General features: G+C 74.2%; 17 protein-coding genes, 4 pseudogenes and 1 riboswitch. Of the genes and pseudogenes, 18 read left to right on the forward strand and 3 right to left on the reverse strand.

Translation table 11 applies throughout. The annotated features are described in order from the left end of the window. Positions 1-23: 23 nt before the first annotated feature. Complete coding sequence (locus tag ABZ371_RS07965) at positions 24-227, reverse strand: DUF397 domain-containing protein (protein WP_358675091.1); 204 nt, start codon at positions 225-227, stop codon at positions 24-26. Continuing rightward, positions 224-669, reverse strand: a pseudogene (locus tag ABZ371_RS07970) (DUF5753 domain-containing protein); the annotation flags it as partial. The gene ABZ371_RS07965 and the pseudogene ABZ371_RS07970, both read right to left, overlap by 4 nt. Here ABZ371_RS07970 and ABZ371_RS07975 point away from each other — a divergent pair. The 17 genes and pseudogenes from ABZ371_RS07975 to ABZ371_RS08055 all read left to right on the forward strand — a co-directional run. Then, positions 667-1,035 (forward strand): annotated as a pseudogene (locus tag ABZ371_RS07975) (ATP-binding protein); the annotation flags it as partial. The pseudogenes ABZ371_RS07970 and ABZ371_RS07975 overlap by 3 nt on opposite strands. Before the next feature lie 280 nt (positions 1,036-1,315). After that, a pseudogene (locus ABZ371_RS07980) lies at positions 1,316-1,681 on the forward strand (helix-turn-helix domain-containing protein); the annotation flags it as partial. A 304-nt stretch (positions 1,682-1,985) separates the two neighbouring features. Further along, positions 1,986-2,141: pseudogene (locus ABZ371_RS07985) on the forward strand (hypothetical protein); the annotation flags it as partial. 100 nt (positions 2,142-2,241) lie between these two features. Continuing rightward, positions 2,242-2,559 (forward strand): cupin, encoded by a 318-nt coding sequence (locus ABZ371_RS07990; protein ID WP_358675094.1) that lies wholly within the window; start codon positions 2,242-2,244, stop codon positions 2,557-2,559. Between the two features lie 119 nt (positions 2,560-2,678). Beyond that, entirely contained in the window at positions 2,679-3,605 is a 927-nt protein-coding gene (locus tag ABZ371_RS07995; RefSeq protein WP_358675096.1) for a YihY/virulence factor BrkB family protein, read from the forward strand. Positions 3,606-3,654: 49 nt separating this feature from the next. Then, the gene (locus tag ABZ371_RS08000; RefSeq protein WP_358675099.1) at positions 3,655-4,299 is read left to right on the forward strand and encodes a GNAT family N-acetyltransferase; all 645 of its coding nucleotides are present in this window, start codon (positions 3,655-3,657) and stop codon (positions 4,297-4,299) included. 57 nt (positions 4,300-4,356) lie between these two features. Further along, complete coding sequence (locus ABZ371_RS08005) at positions 4,357-5,253, forward strand: ABC transporter substrate-binding protein (protein WP_358675101.1); 897 nt, start codon at positions 4,357-4,359, stop codon at positions 5,251-5,253. A 93-nt stretch (positions 5,254-5,346) separates the two neighbouring features. Then, on the forward strand, positions 5,347-6,060 hold the full coding sequence (locus ABZ371_RS08010; protein ID WP_358675104.1) for a winged helix-turn-helix domain-containing protein: 714 nt from the start codon (positions 5,347-5,349) through the stop codon (positions 6,058-6,060). Beyond that, positions 6,057-7,487: an MFS transporter gene (locus ABZ371_RS08015; RefSeq protein ID WP_358675107.1), complete on the forward strand. Its 1,431-nt coding sequence runs from the start codon at positions 6,057-6,059 to the stop codon at positions 7,485-7,487. Before ABZ371_RS08010 ends, ABZ371_RS08015 begins: the two co-directional genes overlap by 4 nt. 86 nt (positions 7,488-7,573) lie before the next feature. Further along, positions 7,574-8,146, forward strand: coding sequence for a dihydrofolate reductase family protein (locus tag ABZ371_RS08020; protein ID WP_358675110.1), 573 nt, complete (start codon positions 7,574-7,576; stop codon positions 8,144-8,146). A 124-nt stretch (positions 8,147-8,270) separates the two neighbouring features. Further along, positions 8,271-8,534 (forward strand): type B 50S ribosomal protein L31, encoded by a 264-nt coding sequence (locus ABZ371_RS08025; protein ID WP_358675113.1) that lies wholly within the window; start codon positions 8,271-8,273, stop codon positions 8,532-8,534. Positions 8,535-8,668: 134 nt separating this feature from the next. After that, positions 8,669-9,616, forward strand: coding sequence for a carbohydrate kinase (locus tag ABZ371_RS08030; protein WP_358675116.1), 948 nt, complete (start codon positions 8,669-8,671; stop codon positions 9,614-9,616). A gap of 36 nt (positions 9,617-9,652) precedes the next feature. Beyond that, positions 9,653-11,590: an acyl-CoA dehydrogenase gene (locus tag ABZ371_RS08035; protein ID WP_358675118.1), complete on the forward strand. Its 1,938-nt coding sequence runs from the start codon at positions 9,653-9,655 to the stop codon at positions 11,588-11,590. Then, positions 11,587-11,862, forward strand: coding sequence for a hypothetical protein (locus ABZ371_RS08040; RefSeq protein WP_358675121.1), 276 nt, complete (start codon positions 11,587-11,589; stop codon positions 11,860-11,862). Before ABZ371_RS08035 ends, ABZ371_RS08040 begins: the two co-directional genes overlap by 4 nt. Positions 11,863-11,934: 72 nt before the next feature. Further along, positions 11,935-12,122, forward strand: a riboswitch (cobalamin riboswitch). A gap of 66 nt (positions 12,123-12,188) precedes the next feature. Continuing rightward, positions 12,189-13,226: an ABC transporter substrate-binding protein gene (locus ABZ371_RS08045; RefSeq protein WP_358675123.1), complete on the forward strand. Its 1,038-nt coding sequence runs from the start codon at positions 12,189-12,191 to the stop codon at positions 13,224-13,226. A 98-nt stretch (positions 13,227-13,324) separates the two neighbouring features. Beyond that, on the forward strand, positions 13,325-14,365 hold the full coding sequence (locus tag ABZ371_RS08050) for an iron chelate uptake ABC transporter family permease subunit (protein ID WP_358675129.1): 1,041 nt from the start codon (positions 13,325-13,327) through the stop codon (positions 14,363-14,365). Then, on the forward strand, positions 14,362-15,177 hold the full coding sequence (locus ABZ371_RS08055; RefSeq protein WP_358675125.1) for an ABC transporter ATP-binding protein: 816 nt from the start codon (positions 14,362-14,364) through the stop codon (positions 15,175-15,177). Before ABZ371_RS08050 ends, ABZ371_RS08055 begins: the two co-directional genes overlap by 4 nt. A 90-nt stretch (positions 15,178-15,267) precedes the next feature. Here the strand turns inward: ABZ371_RS08055 and ABZ371_RS08060 are convergent, their stop codons facing one another. Next, positions 15,268-16,239, reverse strand: a complete 972-nt coding sequence (locus ABZ371_RS08060; RefSeq protein ID WP_358675127.1) for a PRC and DUF2382 domain-containing protein — start codon at positions 16,237-16,239, stop codon at positions 15,268-15,270. A 330-nt stretch (positions 16,240-16,569) separates the two neighbouring features. Between ABZ371_RS08060 and ABZ371_RS08065 the strand changes: the two genes are divergently transcribed. Further along, positions 16,570-16,824, forward strand: a 255-nt coding sequence (locus tag ABZ371_RS08065; protein WP_358675131.1) for an adenosylcobinamide amidohydrolase, incomplete at its 3' end; no start/stop codon positions are given.

Here is a 16,824-nt window from a genome sequence, read left to right on the forward strand (position 1 = left end):
GGGCCGGTCGGCGGCGGGCGGCGTCAGCCGCCGGCTGTGTGCGCCACGAAGGCCGCCCAGGAGTCGGCCGTGAATCCGAGCTCCGGGCCCGGCGCGTCCTTGGAGTCGCGTACGCGCACCACGCCTGCGGTCGTCGCGACCTCGACGCAGTCGTTGTTGTTACTGCCGCTGTAGCTGCTCTTGCACCACATCAGCTCCGCAGTGCTTCCGGAGTACGTGAGGCTCATGTCTCACCCAGCGCTTTCTCGACGAAGGCCAACGACTCCCGTGGGCTGAGAGCCTGCGCCCGGATGATTTCATACCTGAGTTCGAGGACCTGCACTTCCCTGGGGTCCGAGATGAGGCGCGTGGTGAGCTGTGCCTCCGAGAACCCGACCGCCGTTCCGTCCTTCAGCTTCAGCACTTGCACCTCACCGCCCATGCCCGCGTGGTCCTCCCGGTCCGTGGGCATCACCTGCAACTCGACATGGCGCACCTGCCCATCTCCAGCAGGTGTTCGAGTTGCCGCCGCAGGACCGCCCGGCCTCCGAGGGGGCGCCGCAGGGTGACTTCCTCCTGCACGAATGTCAGAGTCGCCATGGGCGTCCGCGAGAAGATCTCCTGCCGGGCCAATCGGGCGGAGACGAAACGGTCGAGGTCGTCGGGGGACAGCGCGGGCCGCCGCATCTCTCACCCACCCGCCGCGCGGCCCGGCTCGCCCGGCTGCTGACCGTCGCGCACCTGTGTTCCTGGGGGTTGCCGTCGGAGACGGCGGCGCAGGTCGTCGCCGAGCTGGCCGCCAACGCGGTGCTGCACGGCCGCGTGCCGGGGCGCGACTTCCGCCTGGGCCTCAGCGTGCGGGGCACGCTCCTGCGGGTCGAGGTCACCGACACCCGGGGCGAGCGACGGCCACCCCAGGTGGTGACCGTGCCCGGCCCCGGCGCGGAGTCGGGGCGGGGCCTGCTGATCGTCGAGGCGCTCGCCGAGCGGTGGGGCGTCGCTCTCGGGCCCGTTCCGCGCAAGACGGTCTGGGCGGAGATCGACCTCGCGCCGTGACCGGCCGCACCGGGTCGTGGACCTCCACGACCCGGTGGACCGCGTCCTGGCCGCCCACGACGCATAAGGCTTTCAAGTACGTGGGGCAAATACCTTCCCCACCCCACCCGACCCTGTCCCGGCCCCGTCACTCGCGCGGGTGACATAGGGCAACTGAGCTGGATTTGGGATGGGTTTCCGGGCATATGCTCACGCCGACAACCACAGACATGCGACGGCCCCCGCCGGGACGGCAATCCCGGACGAGGGCCTGACCACCGAGGAAGTAAAGGGCTTCCCGATGGATACCCAGCAGGTTAGCGCGCCTCCGCGCGCCCCGTCAGCCGCAATCGGGGGCGTCACGCCGTCGTCCGGCGTCGTCCACAGCAACGTCCGGCATGCCGCGGGGTTCACCGTCGTCGGCAACCACCTCAGCAGGCACCGGGGCCTGTCCCTCGTGGCCATCGGGCTCGCCGTGCACATCCAGTCGCTGCCCGCCGGATCGAAGATCGGCATCAAGGTGCTCACCGGCCGCTTCCCTGAGAGCGAGACCCGCATCGCCGCCGCCCTGCGCGAGCTGGAGGCCACCGGCTACCTCCGGCGCACCCGCGTACGCCTTCCGGACGGGCGCATCGTCACCCGTACCGTCTCGTACAACCAGCCCGGCGCCGGGGCCCCCCCCCCCCCCCCCCCCCCCCCCCCGCCCCCCCCCCCCCCCCCCCCCCCCCCCCCCCCACCACAAACCCCCCCGCCCCCGCCCCCGGGCGCCCCCGCCCCCCGGGCCGTGTCCCCGCCGGGGGCCCGGGCGGGGGCGGGCCCCCCGCTCCTCGCTGTGCGCGCTCCCCGCCCTCCGCCGTGCCGCGGTGCGGTCGGCGGGGGTCGGCGGGGGTCGGCCGGGGTCGGCCGGGGCGCCCTCGCCACGCCCGACCGCTCCTGGCCACCGTTCCGGGGGCCTCCGCCGCCTCGCTCGTATGGCCTTCGCCAGGACCGGCGGCCTCGTCTGCGTCGTCAACCTCTGCGGGGCGCCCGCCCCACTGCCCACCCACACCGAGGTCCTCCTCACCAGCCTCCCGCTGGACGGCTCGGGCAGGCTCCCGGCCGACACCGCCGCCTGGCTGCGCGGCTGACACCGGACCGGGACCCCGTCCGCGGCCGCCCGGGCCGCAGCGGGCACCGGTCCACCGAAGCGGATAGCGGGGGAACCAAGGCTGCGGCACAGTGGGGCGTATGAACGATCTCAACGCTCTCGCCAAGGAGCACCTGACCGCGGCCCGTGCCGACGCCCACGGCCGCAGCGCACACCTGCTGCTGCGCCAGGAGCCGCTGCGGCAGACGGTGATCGCGCTCACCGGGGGCTCGTCCCTCGACGAGCACAACGCGCCGCCCGCCGCCTCGCTGCAGGTGCTGCGGGGCGCGGTCCGGATCACCGCCGCCTCCGGTGACGTGGACATGAGCGAGGGGGAGCTGAGGCCGGTTCCTCGGGAGCGGCACGGGGTGCTGGCCCTGGAGGACGCCGTCGTGCTGCTGACCGCCGTGAACGACTGAACCCGCCGGGAGTACACCCGCCGGTACGAGGCATGAGAGAAATGGGGCGGCCCGGATGCCCTGACCCAGGTCAGGGCATCCGGGCCGCCGATCCTTCCTACGGCCTCCGGAGAGACAGCGTGCCCAGCAGGACCGCCCCCGCGACGGAACGAACCCCGCCCGACGCACCGCACTCCTCCCGGGCGGTCCGCTGGCGCACCGCGCTGCGCCGCACCCCCGTCTCGCTGTGGAACGACGACCTCTCCGACTGGGCGGCGGCCCTCACGTACTACGCCATCCTCGCGCTGCTCCCGGCGCTCCTGGTCACCGTCTCCGTCATCGGCCTGAGCAACCCCGACGCCACCATGGCCCTGATCGCGGACATCACCGCGTTCGCGCCCGCCGAGTCCGGAGCCGCCCTGCGCCGGCCCCTGGAGGAGGCCACCCGGGAGCGGACCGCCGTGTGGCTGCTCGCCGCCACCGGGAGCGTGAGCGCCGTCTGGTCCGCCTGCAGCTATCTGGCGGTCTTCCGCCGGGCCCTGCACGCGATGCACGACGTGAAGGACACCCGCCCCGCGCTCCGCAAGGCCCACCTGATCGTCGCCTCCGCCATCGGCCTGCTCGTACTGCTGATGGCCAGCGCGTTCGCCCTCGTCCTCAGCGGGCCCGTGGCGCGCTGGCTGGGCCGCAGGGCCGGTCTCGCGCACGGCGGCGAAGCGCTGTGGACGGGACTCAAGTGGCCCGTGCTGCTGTTCCTGGCGGCCTGTCTCATCATGGTCCTCTTCCGTACCGGCCCGCGCTCCGCGCGCGGGGTGCGCCGCGGGCTGCCCGGCGGCGTGCTCGCGGCCTTCCTCTGGCTGGCCGCGTCGGCCGGCTTCGCGCTGTACGCCACCCACTTCGGAGGCTACGGCCGGCTGTACGGTTCGCTGGCCGGCCTGGTGGTGTTCCTGATCTGGATCTGGTTCACGAACCTGGCACTCCTGGCAGGCGCCCAGTTCAACGTGGAACTCGCCCGCACAGCCGCGGCGGAAGGGCCGGAGGAGGAGGACGGGCGGCCCCGAGGGTAAGGCCCGCGCGGCCCTTGAGGGAGCGCTCCCAGGGGTCGAGGATGGGGCGATGACCAAGGCTCCGCACGTACGTCCGTACCGCTCCGCCGATCGGGAGGCCCTCGCCGACATCTGCGTCCGCACCGCCGACAACGGCGGTGACTCACGGCACCTGTACCCCGACCCCGGACTGATGCCGGCGCTGTTCGCCGCTCCCTACGCCCACCTCGACCCCGCACTCACGTTCGTCCTCGACGACGGGACCGGGCGCGCGGTCGGCTACGTCCTGGGCACCGCCGACACGCGCGGGTTCGTGCGGGCGTTCCGCGAGCGCTGGCTCCCGCTGGTGACGGACCGCTTCCCCGCTCCCGCCGGTCCGCCGGGCACCCCCGCCGAGGAGATGACCGCCCTCCTGTACCGCCCCGACCGCATGATCCTCCGGCAGCTGGACGCCTACCCGGCCCACCTGCACATCGACCTGCTGCCGCCCTGGCAGCGCAGGGGGTACGGCCGGGAACTGATGCACACCTTCCTGGGTGCGCTGCGGGCGAGGGGTGTATCCGCCGTCCACCTCTCGATGCTGACCGCGAACACCGCGGCCAGGGCCTTCTACGACCGGCTCGGTTTCGGTGAGCTCGACGTACCCGGTCCCGGGCCGCTCACCTATCTGGGGCGCAGCACCGAGGGGTGCGGCGGTGACCGGCTGGGCAGGTAGACGGGCAGGGGAGCGGGACGAGGGCCCGGTTGCGCCGGGTGCGGAGGGGTGAGTGGGATGACGGACCGGACGGCGTGGACGTTCACGGACGACCGGGGACGGCTCGTGTCGGCGGACCTGCGCCCGTCGAGGGTGCTGGCGTACGTCCAAGCCGGAGCCACGCTGTGGGACTTCGGGATATGCCCGGAGGGCGTCTTCGGCTCCGGCCACGACGGGGCCGCGCCGGACCGGGCGAGGACCGGCACGCTGCCGCTCGACTCCGTGGACTACCGGGGCGCGGGCGGCGGCCTGGACGTGGAGACGCTGTTGCGCGGCCGGCCGGACCTGGTGGTGGCCGTCAGCTACGGCCAAGGCCAGGTGTACGGACTGGATCCGGCCACCGCCGAGCACTTGGAGGAGAGGGTGCCGGTCGTCGTGATCGACGTGGGCCAGGTGCGCACCCTGGACCGCACGGTCGCGCGCTTCGCCGAGCTGGCGCGGTCTCTGGGTGCCGCCCCCGCCGAAGCGGTGACACCGGAGCTGGAGGAGGCCAGGGGGCGGCTCCGGGCCGTGGCGGGCGCCGCGTCCGGTGGGCCCGGCGTGATGGCCCTGTCGCCGGCCGGCGCGGAACAGGTGCATGTCGCCCGGCCCCGGATGTGGCCGGAACTGCGGGTGCTGGCGGAACTCGGGGTCACGCTGGCCGGCCCGGAGGAGGGCGCGGGTGTCAACTGGGCCACCGTCGGCTGGGCGGCGGCCGCGGTGCTCCGCCCCCGGGTGGTCCTGACGGACGTCAGGGCGAACGCGGCGCGGATCGAGGAGGCCGGGGATCCGGAGTGGCGGCGGACCGTGCGGCAGGCGCGGATCGTGCCGTGGAACCCCGAGCCGCTGTGCAGCCCGGGGGCGCACGCCCGGTTCCTCCACCTCGTCGCGGACGCGCTGGAGGAGGCGGGGACTGCGGGGGCACCTGGGGTGTGAACCGTCCGGGCGCCGAGGGGGCGACCGGCGCGCCGCACAACTTATTCTGCAAAAAAACTTTGGCAGAGTCGGAGGCTCTCGTAGCCTGCCGCCATGGAGAGCGACGAGACGTATCGCGTACTCGACCCCGACCGGGACCCGGCGGCGCTGAAGGCGCTCACCCACCCGCTCCGCCTGCGGCTGCTCGGACTGCTGCGGCAGCACGGCCCGGCCACCGCGAGCGAACTGGCGGTGAGGACGGGGGAGTCCTCCGCCTCGACGAGCTACCACCTGCGGGTGCTCGCCGCCCACGCGTTCGTCGCGGAGGCGGAGCACCGCGACGGGCGTGAGCGCCGCTGGCGGTCCGTGCACGCCGTCACGGCGTGGAACAACTCCGCGATGCTCACCACGCCGGGGGGCCGCGCCGCGCTGCGGCTGAGCAGACGCCGCCAGGCCGAGCACCTGCTGCACACCGTGGCCCAGCACGAGACCGACGTGGCGGAGGGCCGGCTCGGCGAGGAATGGGGAGAACACGCGGGAATCGACGACATGATGCCCCGGCTGACCCCCGAGGCCCTCGGCGAGCTGTGGGAGACGTACCGCGCCAAGGTCGCGGAGCTCACCGCACGGGACGCGGCCGACCCCCGGGCCGAACAGGTGGTGCTCCTCCTCGCGGGCCTTCCGCTGGCCGCGACCTCGTCACCCTCACCGGATGCTGCCGTCCCGGATGCTGCCGTCCCGGCCACCACCGGCCCGGATTCCCCCGGCCCGGGCGACGGGGGCACCGCGCCGCTGTCCGCCACCGGCCCGGACGGAGGCGGCCGGTGAGCGTGGACCCACGGGCGGGCGCCTCTCCCGGCGGGCTCGACGAACACGCCGCACGCCGCCGCTTCGTCGCGGCGTCCTTCCTCTTCTGGCTCCCCATGGGACTCACCATGGCGCCCATGGTGCTGCTCTTCACCGAACGCGGCCTCGGCCTCACCGCGATCGCCGCGGTCCTGGCCGCGCACTCGCTCACCGCGGCCGCCCTGGAGCTCCCCACCGGCGGCCTCTGCGACGTCATCGGCCGACGCAGCGTGCTGGCGTGCGCGGGAGTGCTCCAGACCGGCGCCCTCCTCTTCGTGGGCCTCGGTGCGAGCGTATGGACCATCGGCCTCGGCATGATGCTCATGGGCGCGGGCCGCGCACTCTCCAGCGGACCGGCCGAGGCCTGGTACGTCGACACGGTGCTCGCCGGGTCCGGCCCCGACGCCGACCTGCGCACGGGGCTGGCCCGTGGCGGCGCCGCCCAGGCGGCGGCCCTCGCGCTCGGCACGCTGACCGGTGGCGCGCTGCCCTGGCTGCTGGGCCTCGGCCCGGACCCGGCGGCCCGGCTGGGTGCGTACGCCTCCGGCCTCGTCCTGCCGCTGTCCGTGCCCGTGCTCCTGGGCGTGCTCGTCGAGATCGCCTTCGTGGCCCTCGTCCTGGTGGCCCTGCGCGAACCTCCCCGCCCTCCCGCCACCCTGGCCGCTGTGCTGCGGGGCGTACCGGCGGCCGTCGCCGCGGGCGTGCGGCTCGGCACCGGGGACGTCCTGATCCGCCGCGTCCTGATGACCGCGGGTGCCGCCGGTACGGCACTGGCGGCGATGGAACTGCTCACGCCCGGACGTGCCGCCGCGCTCACCGGGACGGCCGAGGCGGGCGCGGTGCTCTTCGCCGGCCTGGCCACCGCCGGCTTCGCGTGTTCGGCGCTCGGCAGTCACGCGGCACCGCTCGTCGCCCGGCTGGCCGGTGGTGGTGAACGCGCCGTCCTGGTGAGCCTCGCGACGAGCGGGACCGGGCTCCTCCTTCTCGCCGGCACCGTCTTCTCCACGGGCGCTCCCGCCCTCACGCTCGCGGCCGTCGGATACGGACTGGTCTACGCGGGCCTGGGCGCCGCGGGCCCGAGCGAGAACGACCTGCTCCACCGCCGCGTCACCTCCGCCGGACGGGCGACCGTGCTCTCGGTGCAGTCCCTCGCACTCCAGCTCCTCGCCGCGGCCGGCGGACTCCTCGTCGGCGCGCTGCCCGCGGGCCCCCTGCCCTGGCTGCTCGCCGCCGCGGCGATGCTGGCGGGAGCGGGCCTGTGGACCCGCCGGACCACGTCTTCCACCTGCGCCACGCCCGCGGCGCCAACGACTCCGGGACCGGCACCGCACCCCGCCGCAGCCCCGGTCGTCCCCCCGGCGCCCACGCGGACGACGGCCGATGAGTTTCCGGGTGGTCCGCGGTCATAGACGATGAGCCGGTGCACCACGGCCGCGAGACGGCCCGGTACGCACCCCGGCCCCTTCATACGACACGAGAACCGAGGACCCCCCCGATGCGCACCCTGATCAGCACCGCCTTCATCTCGCTCGACGGCGTCGTGGAGGCCCCGGGTGGCGAGCCCGGCTACCGGAACGCCGGGTGGACCTTCAAGGACGTCGAGTTCCTCCCCGAGGCATTCGAACTCAAGGGGCGGGAACAGAAGGAAGCCACCGCGATGCTCCTGGGCCGGACCAGCTACGAGGCGTTCAGCCCCGTCTGGCCCGGCATGGAGGAGTTCGCCGACTACAAGGCGATGCCGAAGTACGTCGTCTCCACCACGCTCACCGAGGACGCCCTGGTGTCCGACTGGGGCGCGACGACCATCCTGCGGTCGCTCGACGAGGTCGCCGCGCTGAAGGAGACGGACGGCGGGCCGATCATCGTCCACGGCAGTGCCTCGCTCAACCACGCCCTGTCGGACGCCGGCCTGATCGACCGCTACCACCTGCTCGTCTTCCCGCTGCTGCTCGGCGCGGGCAAGCGGCTCTTCAGCGAGACGGACAAGGACACGCAGAAGCTGCGACTCGTCGAGCACGGGGCCTACGCCAACGGCCTGCAGAAGAACGTCTTCGACGTCGTCCGCTGACGGCGGGGACTCGGAGCCGGCCGGCCACTGCTCCGTACGGACGCGCCGGATCGCGTCGGCTCCCGGTGTTCGCGAGGCTGACCCGAAGCCGGGTCGTGAGATCCCCGTACCTCCAGGAGCAGGCATGCAGCAGGACAAGCACCCGTCGTACCGTCCCGTGGTCTTCCGCGACCGATCCGCCGGCTACGCCTTCCTGACACGGTCCACCGCGTCGAGCGAGCAGACCATCGACTGGGACGACGGCAACACCTATCCCGTCATCGACGTGGAGATCTCCGCCGAGAGCCACCCGTTCTTCACCGGCAAGGCGCGTGTGGTCGACACCGAAGGCCAGGTCGCCAAGTTCGAACGCCGGTACGGTGACGAAGGGCGTGAGGGCGCCTCCTGACGCCGGGGCAGCCGGTCCTCACCCGGGCGCCCTGACCGCGGCCCCCTGGGCACGGGGCAGAATCGGCGGCAGTGTGTTCCCCGGCGGCCGCGCGCCGCCGGACATCCTCGCCGCGTTCCCAGGAGACCGACCCCATGCTCGACAGACTCGCCCTGCTGGTCATCGGCGAATGCGTCGCCGACATCGTCCGGCTGCCGGGCGCGGCCGACCGGACCCACCCCGGCGGGAGCCCCGCGAACGTCGCCTACGGCCTCGCCAGGCTGGGACGCGACACCACCCTGCTCACCCAGCTCGGGCCGGACGCCGCCGGGCAGCTGATCAGGGAGCACCTCACCTCTGCCGGGGTGCGGGTGCGCACCGACGGCGCCGACGCGCCCACACCGGCCGCCGCCGTGGCGCTCGACGACGCCGGAGGCGCCACCTACAGCTTCGACATCACCTGGACGCTCGCCCCGGCGGCGGCCGGCGGACCGCACAGCCACGTCCACACCGGTTCCATCGCCACCGCCGTGGAGCCCGGAGCCGGCACCGTGCTGGAGGCCGTCGAGCGGCTCCGCCCGGTCGCCACGGTCAGCTACGACCCCAACGTGCGGCCGGACCTGATGGGGGACCACGCACGGGCGGTGCGCCGGGCCGAGCAGTGCGTGGCCCTCAGCGACGTCGTCAAGGCCAGTGACGAGGACCTGCGGTGGCTCTACCCGGACCGGGCCCCGGAGGAGGCCGCCGAGCAGTGGCTGCGCTCGGGCCCGGCGGCCGTCTTCCTCACGCGCGGGGCCGGCGGGGCGATGGCGTTCCTCCCCGGCGCGGTGGTGAGCACCGCCGCGGCCCGGGTCCGGGTGGCGGACACCGTGGGGGCGGGCGACGCCTTCATGTCCGGGGCGCTGCACGCCCTGGCCGCACACGGGCTGCTCGGCGAACAGGGTCGCGGGCGCCTGCGCTCCCTGGACGCCGGCACGCTGGGGGACGTGCTCCGCCACGCCGTGGCGTCGGCCTCGGTGACGGTGTCACGGGCCGGTGCCCTGCCACCGGACGAGAAGGAGCTCGCCGTTGCGCTGACCAGCGCACCCGCCCCGAAATGGTGAGGTGTCCTCGCCCGCGTCCCGGTCGTTCAGTTCTTTATGACCGTGACCCTTACCGACACCGTCCCCTCGTCCTCCGCCGACCTGCTGACCGGAGTCCTCCTCGGCCCGGACCACCCCGCGGAACACGGTTTCTGGCAGCGGCTGATCAGTACAGAACCGTTCCGCCGCCCGGCGGGCGGAACGCCCGAGGAGAGGCTGGAACTCGCCTACGAACGACTGAGGGTGCTCAACGGCTCGCTCGACGACGGAGCGCGCCTCGCCGCCGACCCACGGGCCCTCGCGGCCCTGCACGAGTGGCTCGGGGCGGTCGACCCCGCGCTCACCACCGTCGCGGGCATCCACTACAACCTCTTCCTCGGCAGCCTCCTCGACCACGAAGGGGCCCGTCACCGTGACCTGTCGGACTACCTGGCGCTGCGCCGGATCGGGACCTTCCTCTGTACGGAGGTGGCGCACGGCAACGACGCGGCGGCCATGGAGACCACCGCGACGTACGACCCGGCGCGCGACGGCTTCGTCCTGCACACCCCGCACGCCGGGGCGCAGAAGTTCATGCCCAACACCAGTCCCGCGGGCGGGCCGAAGTCCGGGCTGGTCGCGGCGCGGCTGATGGCCGACGGAGCCGACCACGGGATCAGCCTCTTCCTGGTCCCGCTCACCGACGACACCCAGGCGCTGCCGGGTGTCCGGGTGCGTCGGCTGCCGGCCCGGATGGGCAGCCCGGTGGACCACTGCCTCACCTCGTTCGACCAGCTGTTCGTGGCGCGGGACGCGCTCCTGGGAGCACCGGAGGGCGCCGCCGGCACGGGGCTGTTCACGCGTACCCCCGGCGGGCGCAGGCGCCGTTTCCTGACCTCCATCGCACGGGTCACCTCCGGCCGGATCTCGATGAGCGCCTGCGCGGCGGGCACGGCCCGCGCGACCCTGGCGGTGGCGGTGCGCTACGGCGGTCACCGGATGATCTCCGGGCCCCGGGGCACCGGCCCGGTGCCGGTCGACGCCCACCGCACGCACCACGGGCCCCTCGCCTCGGCCCTGGCGACGGTCTTCGCCATGAGCCTGCTCCACCGCAGGGTCCTCGACCGGTGGGAGGGCTGCGGCGAGGCGGACAGGGCGGAGGCGGAACAGCTCGTCGCGGTCGCCAAGGGGTGGATCACCTGGCAGGCCCGTGCCGTCATCGTCCAGTGCCGCGAACGCTGCGGGGCGCAGGCCCTCCTGGAGAACAACGGCATGACGGAGCTGGTCACGGGGGTGGAGGGAGCCATCACCGCGGAGGGTGACAACCTCGCCCTGCACGCGAAGGCCGCTGCCGACATGCTTCTGGCAGGCGCAGGCGCAGGGGCAGGCGCAGGCGCAGGCGCGGGCGTAGGCGCTGGCGAGACCGCGGCCGATCCGCCGGGCACCCGGCCCGGGAGCCCGGGCCCGGACGCGGCGCCCGGCCCCGGCCCGGGCGATCTGGCCGACGCGGACTTCCTCCGGATGCTGCTCACCGAGGTGCGGGAGATCTGGCTCGGCCGGGCCGGACAGCGCATGGCGCGGGCCGCCGACCGCGACACACTCGGGCAGTGGAACGCGGCCGCCGGCCCCGCCCTGCGCGCGGTCGAGGCGCACGCCTACCAGGAGGCGGCCCAGGCGTACGCCCACGCCCGGGCGGCGCTTCCCGAAGGCGCCGCCCGGGACCGGCTGGCGGAGCTGGAGCGCCTGTTCGCCCTCGAGTGGGTGGCCCGCAACAGCGGTGACCTGCTGGCCGCCGGGCACCTGACCGGCGATCAGGTCGCCGCCCTGCCCGAGGCCACCGAGGAACTGATCGCGGCCGTCGCAGCCCACGCCCGCGAACTCACCGACTCCTTCGCGCTTCCCCCCGAGCTGCTCGCCGACTGGCCGATCGCCGGCCCCGGTTACGCCGACGCCTACGACGACCCGGACGGCCCCTGGCACGACGGCCCGGTCGGCTCCCCGCAGGACGCACGGTGACCGGCGGGCGCGGCGCGCACGGCCGCACGGGCACGGGCGTGCCCGGACGGGGCACGCACGGTCCCGGCCCGGGTACCGGCGATCCGGCCAGCGTCGGCCGCGGGCGGGGCCGGGCCGGGCACGACCGGGACAGGGCCCGGGTCCGCGAGTTCCTCGAGAAGTCCGGGCTGAAGGCCGTGCTGCTGGCGTACTGGGGCACGACCCATGTGCTGACGCGACGGCGCCGGACACCTCGGCCTCCCGGCGGCGAATCGGTTCGCCGCAAGCGGTGACCGGGGTCACGACCGGTACGGCGGACCTCACCGCCGTACCGGTCGAGGGCCGCGGGCGGCTGCCCGGCTCCGTGATAACTTGCAGGCGCCAGTCACACTCCACGTGGAGTCAGGGAATCCGGTGAGAATCCGGAGCTGACGCGCAGCGGTGAGGGGGACGGGCGGGGCCACGGCCACTGGGACACCCTCGGGTGCCCCGGGAAGGCGCCCCGTCCGGACGAACCCGAGTCCGAAGACCTGCTGGCACCCGTTCCCCACCGGGGGTACGGACTCCGTACCGGGCTCCGCGCATGAGTCCAGAGACGCAAAGGGACTCCGTGTCGCCCATGGCCAGCGCCGTACGCCGAACCGCCCTGCTCACCGCCGTACTCGTCCTGTCGACCGCCTGCGGCGCAGGGGGTGGCGGAGCCTCGGACGGAGTCGGCCGGGGCGGCGGTTCCGGCTACCCGGTCACGCTGGAGAACTGCGGCCGTACGGTGACGGTGCGACAGGCGCCCGCCCGAGCGGTCTCCCTGGACCAGGGCTCCACGGAGATCCTGCTCTCGCTGGGCCTCGGCGACCGGCTCGCCGGCACCGCCACCTGGACCGACCCGGTGCTCCAGGGCCTGGAGAAGGCGAACGCCGGGGTGCCCCGCATCGCGGAGAACCGGCCCTCGTCCGAGAAGGTGCTGGACCGGGAACCCGACTTCGTCAGCGCGTCCTTCGAGTCGACGCTCGGAAAGGGCGGCGTGGCACCCCGCGAGCAGTTCGAGGAGCTCGGGGTGCCGACGTACGTCTCGCCCGCCGACTGCGCGGCCAAGGACAACAGCGGCAGTGGCGACGGCTCCCGTACGAAGCCGTTGACGATGGACAGCGTCTACACCGAAGTGCACGATCTCGCCCGGATCTTCGGGGTCCAGGAGCGGGGCGACGAACTCGTCGCCGACCTCCGCGAGCGGATCGGCGCGGCGACCGCGGACATCGACGCCTCCCGCACCACGCTCCTCTACTGGTTCGCGAACTCCGAAGCCCCCTACCTGGCGGGCTGCTGCGGCGCCCCGGGGATCATCACCGGGGAACTCGGGGCGCGGAACGTCTTCGACGACACCCACGAGGAGTGGCCCCAGATCAACTGGGAGACGGTCGCGGACCGCGACCCCGACGTCCTGGTCATCGGAGACCTCACCCGGCGGTCGCAGACCGCCGAGAGCGCCGAGAAGAAGATCGAGTTCCTGGAGTCCAACCCCGCCACGAAGAACATGGACGCCGTCAGGCACAAGCGGTACGTGCTGCTCAGCGGTCAGGCCATGAACCCGACCATCCGGACCGTCGAGGGCGTGGAGCGCGTCGCCGCCGGGCTGCGCTCCTTCGGGCTGACGGGGTGACGCACACCGAGCGGCTCCCGGACACCGGGCCGGGCGGCGTACCGGCCACGGCGCAGCCGGCGCCCGGCGCGGGGAGCCGCCCCGGACCCGGTCCCGCGGTGCCGGGCGGCCGGACGAAGGGGGCCCGCGTCCTGCGGGACGGCCTCCTCTGGAGCGCGGGGGCCGCCCTGCTGCTCCTGTCGGTGGCGGTCGCCGTCACGATCGGGCCCGCCCGCATCTCCGTGCCCGACGTCTGGTCCGCGGTGGCCGCCCACCTCGGCCCGGGCGACTCACGGCTGTCCCCGATCAGGGACGGCATCATCTGGAACCTGCGCATGCCCCGCACGCTGCTCGCCGCGGTGTGCGGGGCGGGCCTCGCGGTGTGCGGCACCGTGATGCAGTCCCTCCTGCGCAACCCGCTGGCCGACCCCTTCGTCCTCGGCGTCTCCTCCGGGGCGTCCACCGGTGCGGTGCTGGTGGTCGTCCTCGGCGTCGGCGGCGGCGCGGTGCCCGTCTCGGCGGGAGCCTTCGCCGGAGCCCTGTGCTCGTTCGCGCTCGTCCTCCTGCTCAGCCACTCGCTCGGCGGGACGACCGACCGGGTCGTCCTCTCCGGAGTGGCGGCCATGCAGCTGTTCTCCGCACTCACCTCCTTCGTCGTCATGACCGCCGCCGACGCCGAGCAGACCCGGGGCGTGCTGTTCTGGCTGCTCGGCTCGCTCAGCGGGGTGGGGTGGACCGACGTCTGGACGTGTTCCGCGGTCCTCGCCGTGACGCTGCTGATCTGCCTGGCCCACGCCCGGACGCTCGACGCCTTCGCGTTCGGCCAGGACGCGGCGGCCGCGCTGGGAGTCCATGTCGCCCGCACCCGGCTGGTGCTCCTGTGCACGACCGCGCTGCTCACCGCCGCGCTCGTCAGCTCCGCGGGCGCCATCGGCTTCGTGGGCCTGGTCCTGCCGCACGCGGCCCGCGCGCTGACCGGTTCGGGACACCGCCGGCTGCTGCCCGTCACCGCGCTCGCCGGGGCCGTCTTCCTGGTCTGGGTCGACACGCTGGCCCGTACCGTCCTGGACCCGCAGGAGGTGCCGGTCGGCGTGGTCACCGCCCTCATCGGGGTGCCGGCCTTCGTCCTGGTCCTCCACCGCACCCGGCGGAGCACATGACCGGCACGGCCGGCGCGGCGGAGGGGCTGCGGGCCACCCGGGTGAGCCGCGAGGCGGGCGGCCGGATCGTCCTGGACGGCGTGAGCCTGGCGCCGCCGCCCGGTGCGACGGTCGGGCTCCTGGGCCCGAACGGCTCGGGCAAGTCGACGCTGCTGCGCGTGATGGCCGGCGTCCTGACCCCGGGCACCGGCGTGGTCACCCTCGACGGCCGTTCCCTTGCCGACACCGGCCGCCGCACGGTCGCGCGGCGGGTGGCCGTCGTCGACCAGCACGCGGTCACGCAGGTCGAGCTGAGCGTGCTGGACGTCGTGCGCCTGGGCCGCATCCCGCACCGCAGGGCCTGGTCGGCCCCGGGCAGGGAGGACGAGGAGGCCGTACGCGACGCGCTGGCCCGCACCGGGCTGGCCGACCGGGCCGGACAGTCCTGGCACACCCTCTCGGGCGGTGAGCGCCAACGCGTGCAGATCGCCCGCGCCCTCGCCCAGCAACCGCGCGAACTACTGCTGGACGAACCGACGAACCACCTGGACATCCAGCACCAACTGGAGCTGCTCGCCCTCGTCGCCGCACTGCCCGTCACCGCCGTGATCGCGCTGCACGACCTCAACCTGGCGGCCATGTTCTGCGACCGGATCAGTGTCCTGGCCGGGGGCCGTGTGGTGGCGGCCGGTACGCCCTCGGAGGTGCTCACCGAGGAACTGATCCGCGAGGTCTACCGGGTGCGGGCGGTCGTGACGCCGGAGGGGCCCGGGGGACGCCCCTCGGTGCGCTTCCTGCCGGGGCCCGCGGCCCGCGTCCCGCCGCAGGGGTGAGGGCGCGGACCGGCGAGAAGGCGGGCCCGCACCACTGCCCGGGTCCGCCCCTCGCTTCCGTGGCGCGGCCTGCCGCCGCTGTGAGAGGGGTCAGCGGCGCCGGCCCTGGCCGAACTCGCCGCCCATGTCCTTGCCGCTGCCCATGTCCTTGCCGTCCCCGTAGTCGATCTTCTCCTTGCGGAGTTCGGCGGAGACTTCCTTCTGTTCGGTGACCTTGTTCGTCTCGAGACGGACCCGTTCCACCGGGACCGTGTCCTTACGGACGGTGGCGCGCTCCGCGTGCAGGGTGACCTCTACGTCCTGCTCACCGATGTCCGTCCGCCCCACCGACTTCTCGCCGGGCTGCAGGGGCTCGCGGACCACGCGCACTTCCTCGTGGGACACGGGCACGGTGCGGGTGACGTTCTCCGTCACGACGTACTTGTGCAGGCGGGCCTTTCCGCTCTCGTACTCCTCCGTGCCGATGAGGAGCTGTTCCTCGGAGCGGACCATCTCCTCCCGGCCCGCTGCGCCGGCGGCGGACCGCTCGGCTCCGGCACCGGCGAGCGGGCGCGTGCCGGAGGTCTCCGTGTCCCGGTGCCTGCCGGTGCCCGCAGCGGCGGTGCCGGACGTCGTCGCCTTTCCGGCAGCGGGCCGGGGGGCTCCGGCCGCTCCCGCGGCTCCGGCGGCGCCCATGGCGCCCGTCCCGGTCCCGGACGTGGTGCGCCCCTCACCGCGAGCTGCGGCGTTCCCGCCGGCCTTCCTGGTCATGCCGTAGTGGCGGTAGAGCTCCTCCTCCTCGGTCACGGAGAGATGCGCGTCGGCGTCCACCCGGGGGGCTTCCTTGACGCGGTCCTTCGGATGCGAGACGTGCAGGTCGGAACCCACGCGGCGGGCCCCGGCGAGCGGTACGAAGCTCTCCTTCATGCCGAACATGCCGGTCTTGACAGTGATCCAGTCGGGCTTGCCGGTGTCGTCGTCGACGTACACCCGTCCCACGGTGCCGACCTTCTCGCCGTCGCTGTCGTAGACGGTGAGACCGTCGAGTTCTCCGGAATCCGTGAAACCGTCAGCGGCTCCCATGGCCGATACCTCCTCGCCCGGGCGCGTCCTGCGGCTGGCTCCGGCAGGGGTGGCGCGTCCGGATTCCATCGCGCCTCACCCGGTTGGACGCTGCAACCTCCCGGTCCGTGCGCCGGGCGGCCCCGGGGGCCGTGCGTGGGCGGTGGCGCCGCGCGACGCGGGTACCGGCCGTCTCGGCGAGTTAGGCCATTCGAGTGAGAGGGGTCTCGGGGCGCGCTCGCCGTCCGCACGTATGATCGATGCGCCGTTGCCGACCGTCGGCCGGACAGCCACCGGGGGTGCGTCATCGATTCCGTACGCATCCGGCGGCCCGGACCACGCGGGGAGCTGCTGGCGAGGCACGAGGGCGGAGTCGGTCTGCACCACCTGGTGTGGCGGCTGGAGCCCGGGTGGCGTGCGTGCAGCAGCGCCGTACTCGGCGGCGGCATCGGGCCGCGGGCCTGGATCCTCAACGCCCAGGTGCCCGGCGGCTATCCCCGCCTCGACCCCGACCGTCACCTCGCCGGCATCGCCGCCGCCGAGGGGCTGCGCGGCCCCGGGGCGGGCCTGATGACGGCCGCCGACGTCACCGCGTACACGGTGGCG

The organism is Streptomyces sp. NPDC005899 (assembly GCF_040629645.1).
Lineage (GTDB): Bacteria > Actinomycetota > Actinomycetes > Streptomycetales > Streptomycetaceae > Streptomyces.